Genomic DNA, 19,517 nt, shown 5'->3' with positions numbered 1-19,517 from the left:
AATAACTCCGTTCGTCTCGAGCGAGGTCGAGAGACATTTTTTCCGACCCGCATGTCTCGACAGCGCTCGACAGGAACAGAACTGATTTTATCGCCGACGCTAGCCTTCCTTCGGCGGTTCCACCACCCGGATGTGCAATTCGCGCAGCTGTTTCGCCGCCACCGGGCTCGGCGCGCTCATCATCAGGTCTTCGGCCTTCTGGTTCATCGGGAAGAGTACGACCTCGCGGATGTTCGGCTCGTTGGCCAGCATCATCACGATCCGGTCGACGCCCGGCGCCGAGCCACCATGCGGCGGCGCGCCATATTTGAGCGCGTTGATCATGCCGGAAAATTCCGTGTCGACCTGCTCCTTGGTGTAACCGGCGATCTCGAACGCCTTGTACATGATGTCGGGCCGGTGGTTCCGGATCGCCCCGGAGGACAGTTCGATGCCGTTGCAGACAATATCATATTGCCACGCGAGAATGTCGAGCGGGTCCTTGCTTTCCAGCGCTTCCAGCTCGCCCTGCGGCATCGAGAAGGGATTGTGCGAGAAATCCATTTTCTTCAGCTCGTCATCATATTCGAACATCGGATAGTCGACGATCCAGCAGAATTTGAACGCATTCTTGTCGATCAGGTCGAGTTGCTCCGCAGTGCGGGTCCGTGCAACACCTGCAAGCTTGGCTGCATCGGCTTCCTTGCCGGCGGCAAAGAATACACCATCGTCAGGACCACAACCGAGATCGGCGAGCAGCTTCGCCGTGCCTTCCTCGCCATGGTTCTTGGCAATCGGCCCGCCAGCCGAGCCCTCTTTCATATTGATATAGCCGAGCCCGGCGAAACCTTCGCCGCGCGCCCAGTCGTTCATCGCGTCAAAGAACTTGCGGCTGTTCTTGCCCGCTTCCGGCGCGACAAAGGCGCGCACGGTGCCGCCGGTCGAGGTGATCTTGTCGAACAGGCCGAAACCGGAGCCCTTGAAATGCTCGCTGACGTCCTGGATGATGATCGGGTTGCGCAAATCTGGCTTGTCATTGCCATATTTCAGCATCGATTCCTTGTAGGGAATGCGCGGAAACTCGCCAGCCGGCGTCACCGAGCGGCCATTGGCAAATTCCTCGAACACACCGGCCAGAACCGGTTCCAGCGTCTGGAACACATCTTCCTGGGTGACGAAGCTCATTTCGAAATCGAGCTGGTAAAATTCGCCCGGCGAACGGTCGGCGCGGGCGTCCTCGTCGCGGAAACAGGGGGCGATCTGGAAATAGCGGTCGAAACCGGCGACCATCAGCATCTGCTTGAACATCTGCGGCGCCTGCGGCAGCGCATAGAATTTTCCGGGATGAACGCGGCTCGGCACGAGATAGTCGCGTGCACCTTCCGGTGACGATGCGGTCAGGATCGGCGTCTGGAATTCGGTAAAGCCCTGCTCCGTCATCCGGTTGCGCAGGCTTGCAATCACCTTGGAGCGCAGCATCATATTGGCGTGCACGCTCTCCCGACGCAAATCGAGGAATCGATAGCGCAGACGGATATCCTCGGGATATTCCTGCTCGCCGAACACCGGCATCGGCAATTCGTCGGCCGGGCCCTGCATGCTGACCGTATCGGCGACCAGTTCGACTTCGCCGGTCGGCAGGTTCTTGTTCACCGTTTCATCATCGCGGGCGACAACCTTGCCGGTCACCGTGACGACCGACTCCACGCGCGCACCATCGAGAATCTTGAACGCCTCGCTGCCGGTTTCGCTGACGATCTGGGTCAGACCGAAATGGTCGCGCAGATCGACGAACAGCAGATTGCCGTGGTCGCGCTTGCGGTGGACCCAGCCGGACAGACGGACTTCCTCGCCGACGTGCGAAGAGCGAAGCGCGGAACAATTATGGGTGCGATATGCGTGCATGATGGACCTTTGGAATTGGGTGCTTTCCTCGATGGAAAGATTGCAGGCGTAACACAGGTCTGCGCGCCATTTGTCAAGGCTTGAGATTGGTGGAAGAGGCTGTGCTTGGCAGTAGATGCGGAGTTTTGGATGTCAGGTGTATTCCGAAATCGGCCTCTAGCTTTAGCTTTCGTGAACGGCAAAAATTGGGTGGGGAGCGAACAGGCAGCTTTCGCATCCGCAAAGCCTTCTTTGTGGCCCATAACAGTCATCGGCGGGACGGCTGCGTAGACGATGTGCTTAATATTAGCCGCTTCAAGGACTGAGGTCATCCCTCATAGTCTGCTTGTGCATCCGCACGATTTAAACTGAATTTGCCATCCGCCCGATATCCCAATACCTTGGCCGGACCATAGAACATCCATTGTTCGTCGGTTGGATCGTCGCCGTATGACCAAGTTTCCAGTTTCCCGCCTAAATCAAAGATGAATGCGGAACTACCCTGCTGAGGTTCGACGGTTACAGAGGTCAGCTTTTGACCATTTAGAATCGCAGTTGCCTTTCCGATTAACTTGTCATCACTTTCGCTCCATGCGATTTGCTCATCAAGTTGAAAAATGCGCCAATTACAGCAGTAAATCCAAAGATGCCAATCGCCATGAACATGTGCATTTCTTCGAAACTTTCCGTCCGCCAATTTGGACTCAACAACTTCCAGTTTTGGTTCGCCAAACTCAAATGTGAGAAAACTACCATGGCCCTTCTTGACTCCCCAAGCAGGTAGGTTGAGCATAGGAGCGACAAAGACATCAACGGGATTGATTGGTAGTTTGTGACTCTTCATTCGTGACTTCTACCTATATTTTAGACGTCCGCAATTGGGAACAGCTAGTGGTGACCTGAACGACGCCAACTGGGGCGGAAGCGGAATGGCAGCTTCAGCATATTTTTTATCGAACAACCTAGATCAACCCCAGTTTCACCAGCTCATCATTGGCAAACACCTGCCGATCCGCCGCATCCGGCATCACCTGCGCCTGGGCCCATTTCCAGTCGGCGAAGTTCTGCTCATAGTCCCGCATCACTCGATGCTCGTCGAGATTGTTGGTCTTGCCCCAGTGTCGCGTGAAGGCGATCCCCGCATCATCGAGCGCCTCGACCACTTTCTTGTAGCCTTGATGACTGGATTCGACGTTCGGCCCGTCAAAGTCGATCACGACATTGTCCGGCCAGTGCGCGGGCGCGAGCAGGCCCTTGGCCTTGCGGACGAAGCGCAGGGTGACGACCGTGCCGCCGCCACCGCGCCGGAAGCTGTCGATAATCAAGTCAAAGGCTTCGCTCAACTTGCTGCGGTCCAAAGTTACCGATCCGTTGAAAAGGCTGGCGATCGGCGCATGTTCTTCGGTCGTGTGGCCCCAGGTCGCAATCGCCGGCGGGTCATCGACATTGCGGTTGTCGGGATAGGCCTGCTCCATCGCCAGTTGCAGGATCTCCGCCTTGAATAAATCACTTTCCGCCATCGCCTTGCCGAGCAGGGTCAGGGCGTCATAGCCAGCCCCCATGTCGCCCGGCGGCGGTGGCGGGATACCGGGATCATACGGGCGCTTGTAGAGGAAGCGCAGCAGGCTCTTTTTGTCGAACGGGTCAAAAGGATTCATTATAAGTTGTTGGAAATATGGCTCTTCATGGAGTCCGAATTCGCAGGAGAATCTTTTGAATTCGCCACGGCACAGCCAGTCTATATGCTCGCGCTTTATCCTGGCTGCTTTCTGGATATTCTGCACCATATAGATCGGGTCGGTCTCGATCAGCATCGCCGTGACAAAGCCCATCGCGCCGACATGCAGCTGGGCGGCGGCGAATATCCGGTCATCGCGGATGATCTCCGAGCCCGTCTGGGCGATAAACGCATCGGACAGCACGCCCTTTTCCGGTTCAATCCACAATATCCGGTCGGGCGTGACCAGTTGCACCGCCCGGACATGGTCCTGGATGCCGCCCGCCTGCCAGACGCTGCCATGAGTTCCGGTCGCGCAGGCGCCGGCAAAGCTCTGGCCATTGCTGGCCCCGCCGGTACGCAGCGACCGGCCGATTTCTTCCGCGCTTTCATAGACCTCGTCTACCGTCGCACCGGCCTGTACCAGCAGCAGCGATTCGGCGTCGACATCACAATCTGCGTGCAGATTCTCTGCGGACAGCTTGTAAGTCCGGTTGAGCCGCAAGGTCTCCACCAGCCAGCCGTCTTCCACGACATTGATCGGCGACGGCGACCAGCCCGCTCCGATCGGCCGCACCGGTATCTGATATTGTCTGGCTTCCCTGAGCAGTTCCAAGACGGTTTCCGCCACGCCTTTCAGATGCGCCCGGCCATTTTCCTCGTCGCCATTGACCAGCTCGATCCGGCCCTTGAGATTGCATTCCGCGGTCTGATGATAGTTGGTCCAGACCTGCTGGCCGAGATTCACGATCCGCGCCATCAGGCTTCTCCCACGTCATGGTCCCCGGCATAGCAGCGATAGGCGATGCTGACCTTCCGCACGAAGCCGAAGGTGATCAGACAGACCAGTACGGCCTTGCCGGTCATGAAAAACCGCATGTCGTTGATGCCGAGCTGATAGCAGTCGTCTACCTGCAGAGCCCGCCCTCTTCGCGCAGCAAAGCCCCAGGCCATTATCGTGATCTCGATGGTCTTGCCGCCAATCGGTCGCGGATCGGCAACCGCCAGACAGGCATCCCCCCACTGCGCCATAATCTGCCCCAGCAACAGCAGTGCCAATATGGCGATCAGAATCAGTGACCAAAATGCCATGGTTTCCCCCCATTTTTATCCTGCATTCACGAAATGTTTGCGGGATGAGCCGCCCGCTGTATAGGATAAAAATGCACATCCATAATTTGCTGACCGACAATCAGGACATCGCCGATATTTGCGCCCGTTTTTCGACGGCAGATTTCGTCACCGTTGATACCGAGTTCATGCGCGAGAATACCTATTGGCCCATTCTCTGCCTCATCCAGATATCAGACGGCAAGGAAGCCGCCGCGATCGACCCGCTCGCCAAGGGCGTTGATCTCGGGCCGCTCATGGAGCTTCTGGTCAACAATGAAAATGTCCTAAAGATTTTCCACGCCGGCGGGCAGGATGTCGAAATCATCCACAATATTACCGGCAAGACCCCGCATCCGATTTTTGATACCCAGATCGCGGCTATGGCGATCGGCCAGAGCGAACAGATCGGCTATGCCAATCTGGTCGACAGCTGGCTAGGGATCACATTGGACAAAGGCGCACGGTTTACCGACTGGTCGCGCCGCCCGCTCAATGCGCGGCAACTGGAATATGCGGTGGCCGATGTCACCCATCTCGCCAAGATTTTCCCGATGATGCTGGAAAAATTGCGCGAAACCGGTCGCGGCATGTGGATCAACGCCGAGATGGAAAAGCTCGCCGATCCCGACAATTATGTCAATGATCCGGAAATGTCATGGCTGCGGGTCAAGTCTCAGGGGCGCAATCTCGAGATGCTCGGTCGGCTGAAGGCGCTTGCCGCCTGGCGGGAGCGCGAAGCCCAGTCGAAGGATCTGCCACGCGGACGGATCATGCGCGATGAAACTCTGGCCGATATTGCCGCGCACCCGCCGAAGGATCAAAACAAGCTGGGACAGGTTCGTGGCCTGTCCGCCGGCTGGAAGAACAACGATATCGGCGCGCGTCTGATGGATATCATCGAGCAGGCAGAACCATTGTCGCGCGATGACCTGCCGCTGAAAATTGGTCGTCGTCCCAAGAATGGCAAGTCCAATGCGCTCGTTACCGACCTGCTCAAACTGCTGCTCAAAATCCGCTCGGCCGAGATGAACGTTGCATCACGTCTGTTGGCTCGCGCTGATGACCTGGAGAGCATCGTCGCCGGAGAACGCGAAGGCGTCGGGCTGCTGGAAGGCTGGCGCTATGAGGAATTTGGTCGGGATGCTCTGGATCTGGTTGAAGGCCGGGTGAGCTTCACGGTCAAGGATGGCAAATTGAAAATGACCCATCAGCAAGAAGGCGATGAACCGGCCAGCGATTAGGCAGGATATCGGACTATTCGGAGGTCACTACCGGCTCCAGTCCCATGATGCTTGCCAGATGCCCGTGCCGCTTGGCAACCGCATCGCCGTAAAGATCGATCAGATCACAGGAAATTGTCAGTTCCAGTTTTTTGCCTGATTTCCGGACTCGCGTCTGCTCCAGAGGATTGCGGGTGCCACCGCTGAGCCTTTGCCCCAGACGCATCGCCAATCCCCAGCAAATCGCGCGTTTTGTAGCCTGTTCGTCGGCTAGCCGTCCGCCCCCGGGGAATATATTATTGCCACCGCCGAAACTGGTGAACAGCGCCTGCCCCAGCATCTCGCGTTCCGGCCCGGTGATACCCACCCAGTTTCCGTGCAGTCCGATTTCCAGCCCCCGCTCGGCCCTGAAATTGGGGTTTGCGCGCCAGGCAACATCGCCCAGATTGCAGGCGGCCTGACGAATACGGTGCCACTCGACCGGGTCGTCGGAGAAAATCTCGCTTATCCATTCGCCGAGCAATTTGCTGTTCGCGGGAAAACGTGACTGGGCAGTGCCCGTATCATCCGTGGCCAGCAGCAGCGGGTCGCGCGCGGCTTCCTGTTTGCTGATATTCTTGAACAGCATGCCTTCCCGCACGCCATAGGCGGAAACCACCATCTTGGTACTATCGAGATAGCGTACCAGCATCGACAGAAGCCATGCGGCATCGTTCAACGTCGGTATCCGCGACGACGACAGCCCGGGCACATTTTTAAGCTTGTCCTTGTTCAGGCGGGCCAAGCGGCTGACCAGCCGCCGGGCGCGCTGCGGTTCCATTTCATAATTGTGGATGACCGGCAGCGGATATTTGCTGTCATACATGTCAAGCCGCGCCAGCGAGCGCCAGGAACCGCCGACGAGATAAAAGGGCAACTGCTGCCCCTTCTTGTCCCACCCGGTCTTCTTGAGCATCTTGCGTATTTTCGTCTTCAGGCCGTCGGTATCCTTGGCGCGCAAATCGGCGACCCTGAGCACGCCTAGCGGAAAAGAAAAGCGGTCCAGCACCTTGCCTTTGTCGATCATCGCCAGTTCAAGGCTGCCGCCACCAAGATCACCGACGATACCGCTCGCATCCGGTATTCCTGAAATAATGCCCAGCGCGGCCAGCTCCGCTTCTTCCTCTCCCTGCAGCACCGCGACATCATAACCGATTTCGTGCGCTGCTTTCAGCAGGTCATCGCCATTGCTGGCATCACGCACTGCAGCGGTAGCAAAGGCCAATATGCTATCGACCTCCATATCGGTGCACAGGCGATGAAAACGCTTCAGGCCGCGTATTGCAAATTCCATTGCATCCTTGCCAATCGCCCCGGTGGTCGACAATTCCCGTCCCAGCCCGGCCATGACCTTTTCGTTGAACAGGATCGCGGGGACTCTCGCCGGTCCCTGATAGACGACCAGCCGGATCGAATTGGACCCGATATCGACAATCGCCGTTCGTCGACAGGATTGCCGCTTTTTCGTTCGCGCGGAAATTGGCGATGCAGCTTTGCCTGAGAGCACCCCGGTCACGCTTTTTTCTTGCGACGACGCAGGCTGAGACGCGGAACCGCGTTGCTTTTCTTGAGCGCCTTGCCGCGCCCGGAGAGCGACGGATTGGTCATGAAATAGCGATGCAGGTTGAACGGTTTGTCGGAGGGTTCCACTCTGGTGTAACTGCCATCTGCATTTAATTCCCAGCTCTGCTCGTCATCGATCAGATTGGCTACCATCACCTGATCCAGTATCTGGTCATGGACGGTCTTGTTGGTGATCGGCAGCATATATTCCACCCGGCGGTCGAGATTCCGCGGCATCCAGTCGGCCGAAGAAATATAGAGCTGGGCCCCGTCATTCGGTAATTCCTTGCCGTTGCCAAAGGCCCAAATCCGGCTGTGTTCGAGAAAGCGCCCAACCACCGATTTCACACGGATATGGTCCGACAGGCCCGGTACATCCGGCCGCAGGCAACAGATTCCGCGGACCACCAGATCAATCTCGACACCGGCGTTGCTCGCCTGGTATAATTTTTCGATCAGCGCCGGGTCGACCAGCGAATTCATCTTGGCCCACACCATGCCGGGCTGACCTGCGCGGACATTGGCAATCTCCTGATCGATCAGCCCCATCAGGTCCTTGCGCATATTGCGCGGCGACATGGATATGAGTTCCAGTTCCTTGGGCTCGACATAGCCGGTAATATAGTTGAACAATTGCGCCGCATCGCGTGCGGCTCTCGGATCAGCGGTAAAGAAGCTGAGGTCTGTATAGATTTTGGCGGTAACCGGATGATAATTGCCGGTGCCGAAATGACAGTAAGTGCGATAACCTTCCTGTTCCTTGCGGACGACCATCGATATTTTCGCGTGGGTTTTCCATTCGATAAACCCGTAGACGACCTGCACCCCGGCACGTTCCAGTGCGCTTGCCCAAAGCAGATTCTGCTCTTCGTCAAAACGTGCCTTTAGCTCGACGATTGCAGTGACCGATTTGCCCGCTTCGGCAGCATCGATCAGCGCCCGTATGATCGCGGACTGCTTGCCGGCACGGTAGAGCGTCTGCTTGATTGCCACGACGTCGGGATCGACAGCGGCCTGGCGCAGGAATTCGATCACAACCTCGAAAGATTCATAGGGATGATGAACCAATATATCCTTGTCGCGGATGGCAGCAAAACAGTCGCCGCCGTGATCGCGGATACGTTCGGGAAAGCGCGGGCTATAGGGCGTGAATTTCAAATCCGGGCGATCTTCGTCAACCAATATGTCGAGATCCCCCACACCGACCAGACCGTTGATCCGGCTTTCGGTGGCGCCATCATGCAACAGATTTTCCCGCAACATGGCGACCACCGGCTCGGCGAGCTTCGGCCCCATTTCAAGCCGGATCACATCGCCGCGACGGCGACGTTTGATCGCGCTGCGGAAATAGCGGACCAGGTCTTCTGCTTCCTCTTCCACTTCGATATCGCTGTCGCGGATGACCCGGAACAGGCCGCTGCTGATCACCGAATAGCCGGGAAACAATATATCGGAAAATTCCTGGATCGTGGTCTCGACCGAAACATAGGTGGCAGATTCGCCAGGCAATCGGATGAACCGCGGCAGACCCGAAGGAATCATCACCAGTTCCCGAATGCCCAGCTTGTCCGATTGTCTCACCAGATCGAAAACCAGACTCAACCCCTTGTTGGGAATGAACGGAAAGGGATGGGCCGGATCCAGCGCTTGGGGAGTCAGGACCGGGAAAATCTGGTCGAGAAAATGCTGCCGCAGCCAGGTTTTTGAAGAATCGGACAGTTCGGCCACCGCCGAAACAAAAATATCCTGCTTGGCCAAGCTCTTGGACAGCGCCGACCAGACTTGCTGCTGATGCTCGATCAACGCATCCGCACGGATTGCGATCGCCTCAAGCTGCTGTGTAGGGGTCAGCCCGTCGGCCGACCGCTCCTCGATCTTCTGGCGATATTGGCCGACCAGACCGGCAAAGCGGACCATATAGAATTCGTCGAGATTGTTCCCGGAAATAGAAAGAAAGCGCAGCCGCTCCAGCAAGGGATGAGCGCTATTCTCGGCCTCCTCGATCACCCGCTCGTTAAAGCCCAGCCAACTTATCTCCCGATTGAAATAGCGTTTGCCACCGTCTTCGGAAAAAGCGCCAATGCCATTATCCTCGAGCGAAAGGTTCGCATCGAGCGACTCTGGAGCAGGAGTATCCATCAACTAACTATCCACCTTTTTATCGCCGGCGTCAAAAAACCTGAGCGCGGATTTGGCAACCGCCAGATTGATCGGCTTTCGGCTCTCGATCGCGAGCGAGTCCATTTTCTGCGCCAATTGCCGGACCATTGCGTAGGACCGGATCATACGCTTCTCCAGATAACGAAGCGCGTCTTCCGATATGGTTAGCCCGCGAGACGTGAAATATTTCTGAAAAAGCCCGTCAATCATCGCCTGATCAGGCGGACCGATTTGCAGATGCAATGATGCAGCGAGCCGGGATTTGAGATCTGGAAGCAGGATTCCCCATTCGGAAACAGGCTTTTCCGACATTAACAATAGCGGTCTCTTTTCACCATTAGCGCGATTCCACAGATGGAATATCTGAGTATCTTCGGCCTCGGAAGCATCCTCCAGATGAAGACCGCCGCTCTCGCTTGCGAAGGCCGTTGCCATTGTTGTCTTTCCAGAGGCTGCCGGACCGATCAGAATCATCGTATAATGCGACCAGTCGCGCCAATTCTGCAAATGCTGATGCACTTCGGCGTTGGCCGCAGTAACCAGATATCCGTCATGCTCCGGCGAAGGAATTTGTTCGAGAGGTAGGGCTATCTGACTCACTGCCTCGTTGCCTTACTGTCCGGGACGACTGATACGCAAGGCGCCCGCTCCTTGCTGGACCTGCCAGCCCTGCGCCCGAAGCGCTTGAGCCAGAGTCGCTATATCGCCCCTATAGGTCACGTTCATGACAGAAACCCCGCCAAGCGCGAGGCTTGATGTCGAAGCAGAGGTCACGCCCGAAATTGAGCGCACCGAAGATTCTCCGCGGCCTACGGCACCGACGTCCGGCGTGTCGAACTGCAAGGATATGCTGGTGGCGGCAGCAGGAGCCGCCGTTGGCGTTTCGCCGCCGGCTTCCGTTGCACCATTTCCAGCAGCGCTTTCGGTAGCATCGCTCTCACCAGTGTCGGTCACCGTATCAGCACCAATATCAAAATCCTCAAGGTTCAGATCATCCATATTGAACGGGTCCTCGATGATCAGCGACCGGTCGGTTTTCAATATGCCGCGCGACAGGGCGCTCGAATAAATGCTGTCCAGGCGCGTAATTCCCTGATCCAGCATTTTGGGAATATCTTCACTGCGCGCCACTTTCAGCGTGAAACTGTCGATATATTTATTGTCGGGTCCATAGCGCGCGGTGAACCGCGCTCTGACCGGACCGCCCGGATAGGCATAAGTCAGCCGGACCATCGGGATAATAACGTCCGCTGCGCTGAACTGGTCCAATATATTGCGCCACCAGCGACGGCTCGGGCGGTTGGCCTGCCCCGCGGTCAGAACCAGCGATTCGCTGTCCGATCCATAGGGACGAACATAATCAATGGGGCTTTCGCCGGAGCGGAACCGGGCCCAGGCCTTTTGCCATTCTGTCCTGTTTTCAAACACCTGAGGAGAACCGCCGCTCCACATAACCGGCAGGACCAGCAAGGGCGGAGACCGCAAACGTCGTCCTCCCACGCCAAGAATGGACCCTGTTCTGGCGCGATCAAACATCACGCCAAGTGTAGCAATATAGCGTTTGGGACCAATCTGCTCCTGCTCGACAATGATCGCGTAGACGATCGTGTTGAGCGTGGAATCCGGCAGTCCGCTGGTCTCGCTGCCCTGGGTGCGCTTGTAGAGCATCTTCCACGCTTTGCGCTGCGCCTCTTCCCAGCCTTTTTTGCGCGCATCGAAAGCGTTGTCGCCTTTGACATCAACCTTTACGCCCATGACTTCAAAATCGCCGCTGCTTGCGAGCGGCGCAACGCCGCGTTCCGTACCCTCAAGCTGGGCATAGACTACCGTCCCCGCGAGCATCATCACAACAGCGACGATCGCAGCAATCTTGATCCTGAAGTCAGTCAAAATACTCATTTGCGCCCTTTTGACGATTATGGCGTGGAAATCCAGCCGCGAGTTGTCTAATCGCTCAAGTTATGAGTGAAAAGCAAAATGAGCCGGATTCTTACACCTATGCGAAAGCCGGTGTGTCCATCGACGCGGGCAATGCCCTTATAAAGGCTATTGCCCCGCTGGCCAAAGCCACTGCACGCGCCGGTGCCAATGCGGAACTCGGGGGCTTCGGGGGCTTTTTTGATCTCAAGGCCGCCGGCTATGATGACCCGCTTCTGGTTGCCGCCAATGATGGCGTGGGAACCAAACTCAAGCTGGCAATCGACTATAACCGGCATGATACGGTAGGAATCGATCTTGTCGCGATGTGCGTCAACGATCTGATCGTCCAGGGCGCAGAGCCCCTGTTCTTCCTCGACTATTTTGCCACCGGCAAGCTCGAAAACGGTATTGCCGAACGGGTTGTCGCTGGAATCGCCGAGGGCTGCAAAATGTCCGGATGCGCGCTGATCGGCGGCGAAACCGCGGAAATGCCCGGCATGTATGCCGAAGGCGACTATGATCTGGCCGGCTTCTGCGTTGGCGCGGTCGAACGTGAAAAGGTTGTCACCGGAGCAAATGTCGCGGCCGGCGATATCCTGCTTGGCCTCGAATCTTCCGGCGTTCATTCCAACGGATTTTCACTGGTACGCCGACTCGCGGCGGACAAGGGCTGGAAAATGGACCGCCCCGCTCTTTTCAATCCCGATATATTGCTGGTCGAGGCCCTGATCGCACCGACCCGCATCTATGTGAAATCGCTGCTGCCGCTGATGCAATCCGGCCGGATCAAGGCCCTTGCCCATATTACCGGCGGCGGCTTGCTGGAGAATATTCCGCGCGTGATGCCCGACGGACTGCACGCCCATGTCGATGCTGCGAGCTGGGAACAGCCCCGTCTGATGGCCTTCCTGCAAGCCCAGGGCAATATCGAGCCCGAGGAAATGGCGCGCACATTCAACTGTGGAATCGGCATGATATTGGCGGTCTCGCCCGATGAAGCGGATGCGATAACATCGGACCTCGAAGCCGCCGGTGAAAAAGTCCACCGGGTCGGTGATGTCCGGGATGGCACCAAGGGATGTTCGGTGAACGGCAATCGCGGAACATGGTCGGCCACCGCCGATTGGACCGCAACCCACAATGGCTGAAAAAGCCAAAATCGCGATATTAATTTCCGGTCGCGGCTCCAACATGGCAGCCTTTGTCTATGCCGCCAAATCACCCAACTGTCCTTATGACATCGTGCTGGTGGCATCCAATGATCCCGAGGCCCCGGGCTTGCGACTGGCCGAGGCAGAGAGCATCGCGACCTTCGCCCATCCGCACAAAGGGATGGCCCGCGAAGATCATGATGACATCATGCACGACGCGATCCTCCGTTCCGGCGCCGAATATGTCGTCCTGGCCGGTTATATGCGGATTCTGAGCGACGGTTTCGTCAAGAAATGGTCGGACAGGATGCTCAACATCCACCCTAGCCTGCTGCCAAAATACAAAGGCCTCGACACCTACCAACGCGCGATTGATGCGCGTGACAATGTTGCCGGCTGCAGTGTCCATCTGGTCACCCCGGAACTCGATGACGGACCGGTGCTCGCTCAGACCGAGGTCGCGATCTTGCCGGATGACGACGCCGACAGCCTTGCCAGCCGAACCTTGATCGCCGAGCATCAACTCTATCCGGCAACGGTCGCGCATTATGTCACCCGCGAGAGCAATCCCGACTGGATATTGCAACAGATCCGCGACCGCGCATTGGCGCTGGAGGAAAGCTCGGAGCGATTGAGCTTCGGATCGCCCGGCTGGCGCGTCGGCGGAGAGAAAAATGGCAAATATTTCGCCTATTTCACCCAGAGATTATATGGCGAGGAAAGCATCGGGCTGCTGGTCAAAACCTCCGGACTCGATGAACAGGCAGCGCTGATCGACGCCGATCCCGAACTTTATTATTCGCCGAAATTTCTGGGCAAATCCGGGTGGATTGCGATCCGCCTCGACACAGGGAACACCGACTGGGATCATATTGCCGACTGGCTCCGCAAAAGCTGGCAGCGGGTCGCGCCGAAACGGCTGACCAAAATGGCCGCGATTGCTGATCAATTCTAGAAAGAAGTGTATCACGGGCTGGAACTCTTGGACAACAGAGAGGAGGGAGTATCTGCTGCCCAAAAATAAGTGCGACCCGGTTTGAGATTAAAAAAAAGCCCCAACCCGCAATACAATTTTGTGATTAGCCCGGGTCTGGCGCCAGAGCGATACGGCCCTTGGACCGTATGCTGGTAGGGCCTACATTCCCGCTTCGACCGCCAAACGCACCATGTCGGCGGCGCTCGGCACCTCGAGCCGCTGCATCAGAATCGAACGATGCATTTTGATCGTCCGCTCGCTGAGACCGAGTTCATAAGCGATCTGCTTGTTGAGCAGGCCCTTGGCGATATATTGCAGCACTTCGCGCTGCCGCTTCGACAGGTCTTTGACAATCGCAACCGCCCGCATTCGCCGGGCCTTGGCAAGGCTCGGCGAATCGGCATCGATTTCCACCTGCGATCCGAGAAAATATTCCAGCTCGCCTTCCTCGTCAAACAAGGGAGCTACCAGCACTGCATTCTGGAATGGCGTGCCGTCTTTCTTGTAATTCAGTATCTCGACCAATACCGACTTGCGTTGCTGCACGCCGCGCCGGATTTCTTCGGTCAGCCACGGCTCGGTCGCCTCGCCCGCGAGAAACCGGCAATTGCGACCGACAATGAACTCGCTGTCATATCCGGTTAGCTGGATAAAAGCCTCATTTACAGCGACAATCGGATTATCAGGCAAACGAGGATTGCTAACGACCGAGGCTATCGGGCTATTCTCGATCAGAGCCATGACCGAAGCCTTCGGCAATTCCGACGCGGAGACCTCTAGCTGGCTTTCAATGCTGTCATTTTTCTCGCGATCCATCCGGCCAAGCTACTCGACTTTCACGGTTCAAGGCAAGCAGTAGAGACGACCCGTTTCATATCTTTGGTCTCGAGCAACCAGCGGGCTAATAGTGGTCGGATAAAATGACGCATTCCATTGCCAAATCTGGCGAATGGCGACGAAAGGGCCAGACTGCGCAGAGAAATTCACGCAGCGGTCTGGTCTGGCTTGATGGGTGAGGCAAAACGCAGTTGGTTCCGAGCGGACTTCTTCGCATCATAAGGAGTCTTGTCGGCCAGACGAAAACTGGTTTGCAGATCAACCGCATATTCGTTGTGGCGTCGCGTGGAAGCCCTGTCAGCCCGCTTTTCTCTCTAACTTCTCGAGACTATTCTGGCTCGGGACGGCTTTTGTGCTTTTTTCGCTGCGATCGTCTTCCGCTTCGCGGGCGGGCAAGGTGATCTGCGGGAGCAACTTCATCAAGTCTTCCTTGGATGTCGGATGTCCGTAGAGCCAGCCCTGTCCGTCGGTGCAGCCGATATTATCGAGATAGGCTCTCATTTCGTCAGACTCGATCCCTTCAGCCGTGATCGGAACGTCCAATGATGCCGCAAGAGATGTAATCGAATTCACAATCGCGGCACTTTCGCCATTGTCGAGCATCGAGTATACGAAGCTACGGTCAATTTTGATCCGGTCGAACGGGAAGGCTTTCAACTGAGTCATCGCGGAATAGCCCGTTCCGAAATCGTCGAGCGAAATTCTGACGCCCAATGCCTTCAGGCTTGTAATCGTGCTGAGCACTTGCGGCGTATCTTCCAGCAGGCTGCTTTCCGTGATCTCCAGTTCGAGCCGTTGAGCCGGGAAACCGGTCTCGGCCAGAAGCTTCATGATCCGCTTGTCCAGCGTTGGATCAATCAACTGCACAGGTGATATGTTTACCGCCAAAACGAGCGAATGGTCCCAATCCTTCGCGTCGATGAATGCCTGACGCATAACCGAAAAAGACAGCGCCGAAATCAATCCGGTGTCTTCGGCGAGCGGTATAAAATCCGTCGGTTCGATCAATATGCCGCTCGGGTGTTTCCATCGCGCCAAAACTTCAAATCCGACGAGGTTGGATTCCCGGATACCATATTGTGGTTGATAGAACGGAACGAATTCCTGCCTGGGGATGCCTGCCCTGATTTCGGATTCCATTTTGTAGCGATGCTTGACTTCGGCTTCCATATTGGCCTCGAAGCAGAAAATTCGCTCGCCTCCCGCCTTTTTCGCTTGGTACATTGCGATATCGCTGCGCCGGAATACATCCGCAATGCTCGAGCCGCCCTCGATTTCTGCATAGATGCCCATGGAAGCACTGATCTTCGTTGTGCCTGCCCCAACCGATGTGGTTTTCCAGAGGGCTTTCCGGATTTTCTTGGCTATCGCGATTGCCTTTTTCCGGTTGGCCGCTTCTCCGCAAAGCAATATTGCAAACTCGTCCCCTCCAAGCCGCGCGCACTCCGCATCATCAGGTGTAGCCCGCACAAGGCGCTCGGCCACAGCCGTGAGCAATTCGTCTCCGGCCAAGTGCCCGTACAGATCATTGACCTTTTTGAAATTGTCGAGATCCAGATTTATCAGGGAAATATTCTCACCCAGCCGCAATTTCTGTCCAATTTTGGTGGATATGCCCGGGCGGTTCAAAAGGCCGGTAGCATAATCCCTGACCGCAACGATATCGACTGTGCGCTGCGCTTCAACAGCGGCCTGTGTCTGCCGCGAGAGCGCGTGCGATCCTCGCCAGATAAGCAATATCAGAGCGATGTTGAGGAGAAGCGCCGCGCTGAGGCTATTATCCAGAATGATCGGCGCACCGAATATTTTTGCGGTCGCGATCGGCAACAGCCAACTACTCAAACCAACAAACACCGCAATGGCACCACATAGCGCAACAATATTCAGCACATTTGGTTTGTGCTCTGAATTTAAATCGAACGACCCGGCTACTTGCATGTCCACACATCCTGCCAAAGAAGCACATCTTATCCGGACACGGTTTCAATATGATTAAGGCAATATTCACCAGCCTGAACAGGCCGGCATGACTTCTGTTCGATGAGGGGCCGGAGGGCGCGTTGGCTGCGACAGTTCTTGAATATATCGGAAGTGGCGTTGGGAGACGCATTCCTGCCAACGAAACCGCTATTACCCAACAAAAAACGCCCGGTCGCGATATTTGCAACCGGGCGTCTTGAGGCGTCCAAAATAGCGTCGGGATTAGCCGACGATTTCGTCGTCATTGAAGAAATAGGCGATTTCGATCGCCGCATTTTCTTCGCTGTCGCTGCCGTGGACGGTGTTGGCTTCGAGGCTTTCGGCCAGTTCCTTGCGGATCGTACCCGGAGCAGCATCAGCAGGATTGGTCGCGCCCATGATGTCGCGGTTGGCCTGCATTGCATTCTCGCCTTCGAGAACTTGCACGACGCAAGGGCCGCTGATCATGAAGTCGACCAGTTCGCCGAAGAAAGGACGTTCCTTGTGAACCGCGTAAAAGCCTTCGGCTTGTTCTTTGCTCATGTGGATACGCTTGGACGCGACGACGCGCAGTCCGGCTTCTTCCAGCATCTTGGTGACAGCACCAGTGATATTGCGACGGGTGGCGTCAGGTTTAATGATTGAAAATGTCCGTGTCACGGCCATGATAATACTCCATAGATCGGGGATATTGTGAGGTCGCGCAGCCCTTAGCCGCTGCACTGCAGCATGGCAAGTTTTCGATGATCGATTGCGCGCTTGTTAAAGGAAGCCTGCGATCCATGCCCCAGTGCTACATTCAGGGGCCTTCGACCCAGCGGCCGCCGTCCTGCTTCCAGTAGCGCGGGGTAACGACATCATTGGCCATCAATTGTCGCCAGACCGAACGTGCATGATCGATCTGCTCGGCCGAAAACAGGAAAAATGCGCGTTCAAAATCCAGCGCCTCGTCTCGCCACATGCCGTCGGACAGAATGATATAGGTCGCTCCATTAAAAGGTTCGCACTGATCGGAAATCAGGATCGGCTGATCTGCCTGCCGCTCTGATCCGGAGAAGTCATGCGCGAGGAAGCTGGCCGGCTCGTCGCTCCACAAAGCGTTACCGAGCGCGACACAACTTCTCTCGTCCGAAGCCAGCAGCAATATTCTTTTGCCAACGTCCAGCGACTTGCTAGCCAGCATCGGCACCAGCTTTTCCGCCGGATCACGGGTCAGGTGATAAAAGTCAACACGCACCGCGGCACCTTCGGTTGAGAGTTCCGCTCGATTGCAACAAGATCAATCCTCGAAATGGTCTGCGACATATTGGTTGAGCAGACGCACGCCATAGCCGGTTGCGCCTTTGTCCCAGACCGCGCTGGGCTTGTCCGCCCAGACCATGCCCGCAATATCAAGATGCGCCCATTTCACGCCATCCTTGACGAACCGCTTCAGGAATTGCGCTGCGGTTATCGATCCGGCACCGCGCGGTCCGACATTTTTCATGTCGGCAATCGGCGAATTGATCAGCTTGTCATAAGCCGGGCCAACGGGGAGCCGCCACAGGGGGTCGCCCGAATCCTTGCCTGCGTCGATCAAATCTTCAGCCAGATCATCATCATTGCTGAAGCAGCCGGCATGTTCATTACCCAGCGCGATAATCATCGCACCGGTCAGCGTTGCGAGATCTATCAGCACTTCCGGTTTGAATGTTTCTTGTGTCCAGTGCATCGCGTCGCACAACACCAGCCGGCCTTCTGCGTCGGTGTTGATTACTTCGATGGTCTGCCCATTCATGCTGGTGACAACGTCACCGGGGCGCTGTGCCTTGCCGTCCGGCATATTTTCAACCAGTCCGCAAACGCCGACGACATGCGCCTTGGCCTTGCGACCAGCCAGTGCTTTCATGGTTCCGGCAACGGCACCAGCGCCGCCCATGTCCCATTTCATTTCTTCCATACCGGCGCCTGGTTTGAGCGAAATACCGCCGGTGTCGAAGGTGACACCCTTGCCGACTAGGGCAAGCGGTGTCTTCTGGGCACCATTGGTGCCGTCCCAGCGCATCGCGAGCAACCGCGGAGGACGCTCGGAGCCCTGGGATACGCCAAGCAAAGCGCCCATGCCGAGTTTTTCCATTTCGTCCCAGCCAAGAACCGTGAATTCAACACCCAGCTCTTTCAATTCTTCGCAACGGGCCACAAAGCTTTCAGGATAGATAGCGTTTGCCGGTTCCGCGACGAGTTCGCGAGTCAGTGCAACCCCGTCAGCCACGGCAGAAAGATCCTGCCAAGCCTTGGCGGTTTCCAGATCCTGATCAAGCACAGTGATCTTGGTCAGGGTTACCTTCTGCTTTTCCGGCATGGTCGTCCGATATTTATCATGCCGCCAGCTGCGCAATTTTGCACCGAAGAGCAGCCGAGCCAGATGCTCCTTGTTCAGACCGGAAGGATCTACGGCGACATGTTTGGCACCGGATGCGAGGATTTTGGCGATCGCCGAACCACCGGCAGTCTCTGCGTCCTTCGCTTTGCCTTTGCCCAGGCCCGCCAAAACCACCCGCAAGACATTACCCGCCTCGGTTACAAAGATTTCAAATACCTCGCCCGGCTTTCCGTCGAACCGCGCCGCTTTTGCTGCCGCTTTAACCGTCTTAGCTTGCTCCAGCTTAAGCTCAAAATCGTTTAGCCCGTCCGTATTGATAGCAAATATGATCGCATCAGCGTCTGCGGGTCGTTCATCGGCAAAATTGAAATTCATCTGGAAACTGTCCCTATTTTCTGTTGTGAGAGGTCGATAGCCTCAATGGATCGCTGGTCAGTCCGACTCGTCGGTCGATGGACCAGCGTTTATCACGATTGGGCACGTTGCTGCACGGTATGGGTTTTCTGGTCAAGTCACTGTTCATCAGAAACTGGCAAAGAAAATTTGCAGACGAGGCGAACTGGTGCAATAGGCATTGGAAAGCTGGACGGAGCGACAATAACAACTGTCCAATGTGGGGCTAAATAGTAGGTTAACC

At 56.3% G+C, this 19,517-nt stretch carries 16 protein-coding genes; 3 read left to right on the top strand and 13 right to left on the bottom strand.

Features of this window, described 5'->3' with window-relative positions; genetic code table 11:
• Positions 1-99: 99 nt before the first annotated feature.
• The 4 genes from aspS to HUO14_RS05275 form a co-directional block, all read right to left on the bottom strand.
• Positions 100-1,884, bottom strand: a complete 1,785-nt coding sequence (aspS, locus tag HUO14_RS05290; RefSeq protein WP_176278855.1) for an aspartate--tRNA ligase — start codon at positions 1,882-1,884, stop codon at positions 100-102.
• A gap of 307 nt (positions 1,885-2,191) precedes the next feature.
• Positions 2,192-2,707 (bottom strand): hypothetical protein, encoded by a 516-nt coding sequence (locus HUO14_RS05285; protein WP_176278854.1) that lies wholly within the window; start codon positions 2,705-2,707, stop codon positions 2,192-2,194.
• A 118-nt stretch (positions 2,708-2,825) separates the two neighbouring features.
• Positions 2,826-4,340 carry an FAD-binding protein gene (locus HUO14_RS05280; RefSeq protein WP_176278853.1) on the bottom strand — a complete coding sequence of 505 codons (1,515 nt, stop codon included), beginning with the start codon at positions 4,338-4,340 and terminating at the stop codon, positions 2,826-2,828.
• The gene (locus tag HUO14_RS05275; protein ID WP_176278852.1) at positions 4,340-4,672 is read right to left on the bottom strand and encodes a hypothetical protein; all 333 of its coding nucleotides are present in this window, start codon (positions 4,670-4,672) and stop codon (positions 4,340-4,342) included. Before HUO14_RS05275 ends, HUO14_RS05280 begins: the two co-directional genes overlap by 1 nt.
• 71 nt (positions 4,673-4,743) lie before the next feature.
• On the opposite strand from HUO14_RS05275, the gene rnd reads away from it, so the two are divergent.
• On the top strand, positions 4,744-5,934 hold the full coding sequence (gene rnd, locus HUO14_RS05270; protein ID WP_176278851.1) for a ribonuclease D: 1,191 nt from the start codon (positions 4,744-4,746) through the stop codon (positions 5,932-5,934).
• Between the two features lie 13 nt (positions 5,935-5,947).
• Here rnd and HUO14_RS05265 read toward each other — a convergent pair whose 3' ends face one another.
• The 4 genes from HUO14_RS05265 to HUO14_RS05250 are packed head-to-tail and all read right to left on the bottom strand — an operon-like array spanning position 5,948 to position 11,574.
• Positions 5,948-7,468, bottom strand: coding sequence for a Ppx/GppA phosphatase family protein (locus HUO14_RS05265; RefSeq protein WP_343046058.1), 1,521 nt, complete (start codon positions 7,466-7,468; stop codon positions 5,948-5,950).
• A complete protein-coding gene (locus HUO14_RS05260) occupies positions 7,465-9,654 on the bottom strand; it encodes an RNA degradosome polyphosphate kinase (protein ID WP_176278850.1) in 2,190 nt (729 codons plus the stop codon). The genes HUO14_RS05265 and HUO14_RS05260 overlap by 4 nt, the downstream gene beginning before the upstream one ends.
• Positions 9,655-9,657: 3 nt before the next feature.
• The gene (locus tag HUO14_RS05255; RefSeq protein WP_176278849.1) at positions 9,658-10,275 is read right to left on the bottom strand and encodes a P-loop NTPase family protein; all 618 of its coding nucleotides are present in this window, start codon (positions 10,273-10,275) and stop codon (positions 9,658-9,660) included.
• 12 nt (positions 10,276-10,287) lie between these two features.
• Positions 10,288-11,574, bottom strand: coding sequence for a heavy-metal-associated domain-containing protein (locus HUO14_RS05250; RefSeq protein ID WP_176278848.1), 1,287 nt, complete (start codon positions 11,572-11,574; stop codon positions 10,288-10,290).
• A gap of 62 nt (positions 11,575-11,636) precedes the next feature.
• On the opposite strand from HUO14_RS05250, the gene purM reads away from it, so the two are divergent.
• Together purM and purN are read left to right on the top strand one after the other, a co-directional pair.
• Positions 11,637-12,743 (top strand): phosphoribosylformylglycinamidine cyclo-ligase, encoded by a 1,107-nt coding sequence (gene purM / locus HUO14_RS05245; protein WP_176278847.1) that lies wholly within the window; start codon positions 11,637-11,639, stop codon positions 12,741-12,743.
• Positions 12,736-13,701, top strand: coding sequence for a phosphoribosylglycinamide formyltransferase (gene purN, locus HUO14_RS05240; RefSeq protein WP_176278846.1), 966 nt, complete (start codon positions 12,736-12,738; stop codon positions 13,699-13,701). The genes purM and purN overlap by 8 nt, the downstream gene beginning before the upstream one ends.
• Positions 13,702-13,881: 180 nt before the next feature.
• Here purN and HUO14_RS05235 read toward each other — a convergent pair whose 3' ends face one another.
• The 5 genes from HUO14_RS05235 to HUO14_RS05215 form a co-directional block, all read right to left on the bottom strand.
• Positions 13,882-14,463 (bottom strand): LuxR C-terminal-related transcriptional regulator, encoded by a 582-nt coding sequence (locus HUO14_RS05235; protein WP_246255391.1) that lies wholly within the window; start codon positions 14,461-14,463, stop codon positions 13,882-13,884.
• 393 nt (positions 14,464-14,856) lie between these two features.
• Positions 14,857-16,449, bottom strand: a complete 1,593-nt coding sequence (locus tag HUO14_RS05230) for an EAL domain-containing protein (protein ID WP_176278844.1) — start codon at positions 16,447-16,449, stop codon at positions 14,857-14,859.
• 312 nt (positions 16,450-16,761) lie between these two features.
• Complete coding sequence (gene ndk, locus HUO14_RS05225; RefSeq protein WP_176278843.1) at positions 16,762-17,184, bottom strand: nucleoside-diphosphate kinase; 423 nt, start codon at positions 17,182-17,184, stop codon at positions 16,762-16,764.
• A gap of 133 nt (positions 17,185-17,317) precedes the next feature.
• Entirely contained in the window at positions 17,318-17,755 is a 438-nt protein-coding gene (locus HUO14_RS05220) for a DNA polymerase III subunit chi (RefSeq protein WP_176278842.1), read from the bottom strand.
• A gap of 42 nt (positions 17,756-17,797) precedes the next feature.
• Positions 17,798-19,255: a leucyl aminopeptidase gene (locus HUO14_RS05215; RefSeq protein ID WP_176278841.1), complete on the bottom strand. Its 1,458-nt coding sequence runs from the start codon at positions 19,253-19,255 to the stop codon at positions 17,798-17,800.
• Between the last annotated feature and the right edge of the window lie 262 nt (positions 19,256-19,517).

The organism is Parasphingorhabdus flavimaris, from assembly GCF_013371215.1.
In the GTDB taxonomy this organism is placed as follows: domain Bacteria; phylum Pseudomonadota; class Alphaproteobacteria; order Sphingomonadales; family Sphingomonadaceae; genus Parasphingorhabdus; species Parasphingorhabdus flavimaris.
The sequence above is the reverse complement of the archived record's forward strand: the minus strand, read 5'-3'. Positions and strand labels throughout refer to the sequence as shown.

What these genes read in the sequence shown, in the direction of transcription:
- ndk (WP_176278843.1), bottom strand. Translation starts at nt 17,184, where the DNA reads ATGGCCGTGACACGGACATTTTCAATCATTAAACCTGACGCCACCCGT.
- rnd (WP_176278851.1), top strand. Translation starts at nt 4,744, where the DNA reads ATGCACATCCATAATTTGCTGACCGACAATCAGGACATCGCCGATATT.
- HUO14_RS05275 (WP_176278852.1), bottom strand. Translation starts at nt 4,672, where the DNA reads ATGGCATTTTGGTCACTGATTCTGATCGCCATATTGGCACTGCTGTTG.
- HUO14_RS05285 (WP_176278854.1), bottom strand. Translation starts at nt 2,707, where the DNA reads ATGAAGAGTCACAAACTACCAATCAATCCCGTTGATGTCTTTGTCGCT.
- HUO14_RS05260 (WP_176278850.1), bottom strand. Translation starts at nt 9,654, where the DNA reads ATGGATACTCCTGCTCCAGAGTCGCTCGATGCGAACCTTTCGCTCGAG.
- aspS (WP_176278855.1), bottom strand. Translation starts at nt 1,884, where the DNA reads ATGCACGCATATCGCACCCATAATTGTTCCGCGCTTCGCTCTTCGCAC.
- purM (WP_176278847.1), top strand. Translation starts at nt 11,637, where the DNA reads ATGAGTGAAAAGCAAAATGAGCCGGATTCTTACACCTATGCGAAAGCC.
- HUO14_RS05250 (WP_176278848.1), bottom strand. Translation starts at nt 11,574, where the DNA reads ATGAGTATTTTGACTGACTTCAGGATCAAGATTGCTGCGATCGTCGCT.
- purN (WP_176278846.1), top strand. Translation starts at nt 12,736, where the DNA reads ATGGCTGAAAAAGCCAAAATCGCGATATTAATTTCCGGTCGCGGCTCC.
- HUO14_RS05280 (WP_176278853.1), bottom strand. Translation starts at nt 4,340, where the DNA reads ATGGCGCGGATCGTGAATCTCGGCCAGCAGGTCTGGACCAACTATCAT.
- HUO14_RS05235 (WP_246255391.1), bottom strand. Translation starts at nt 14,463, where the DNA reads ATGGCTCTGATCGAGAATAGCCCGATAGCCTCGGTCGTTAGCAATCCT.
- HUO14_RS05215 (WP_176278841.1), bottom strand. Translation starts at nt 19,255, where the DNA reads ATGAATTTCAATTTTGCCGATGAACGACCCGCAGACGCTGATGCGATC.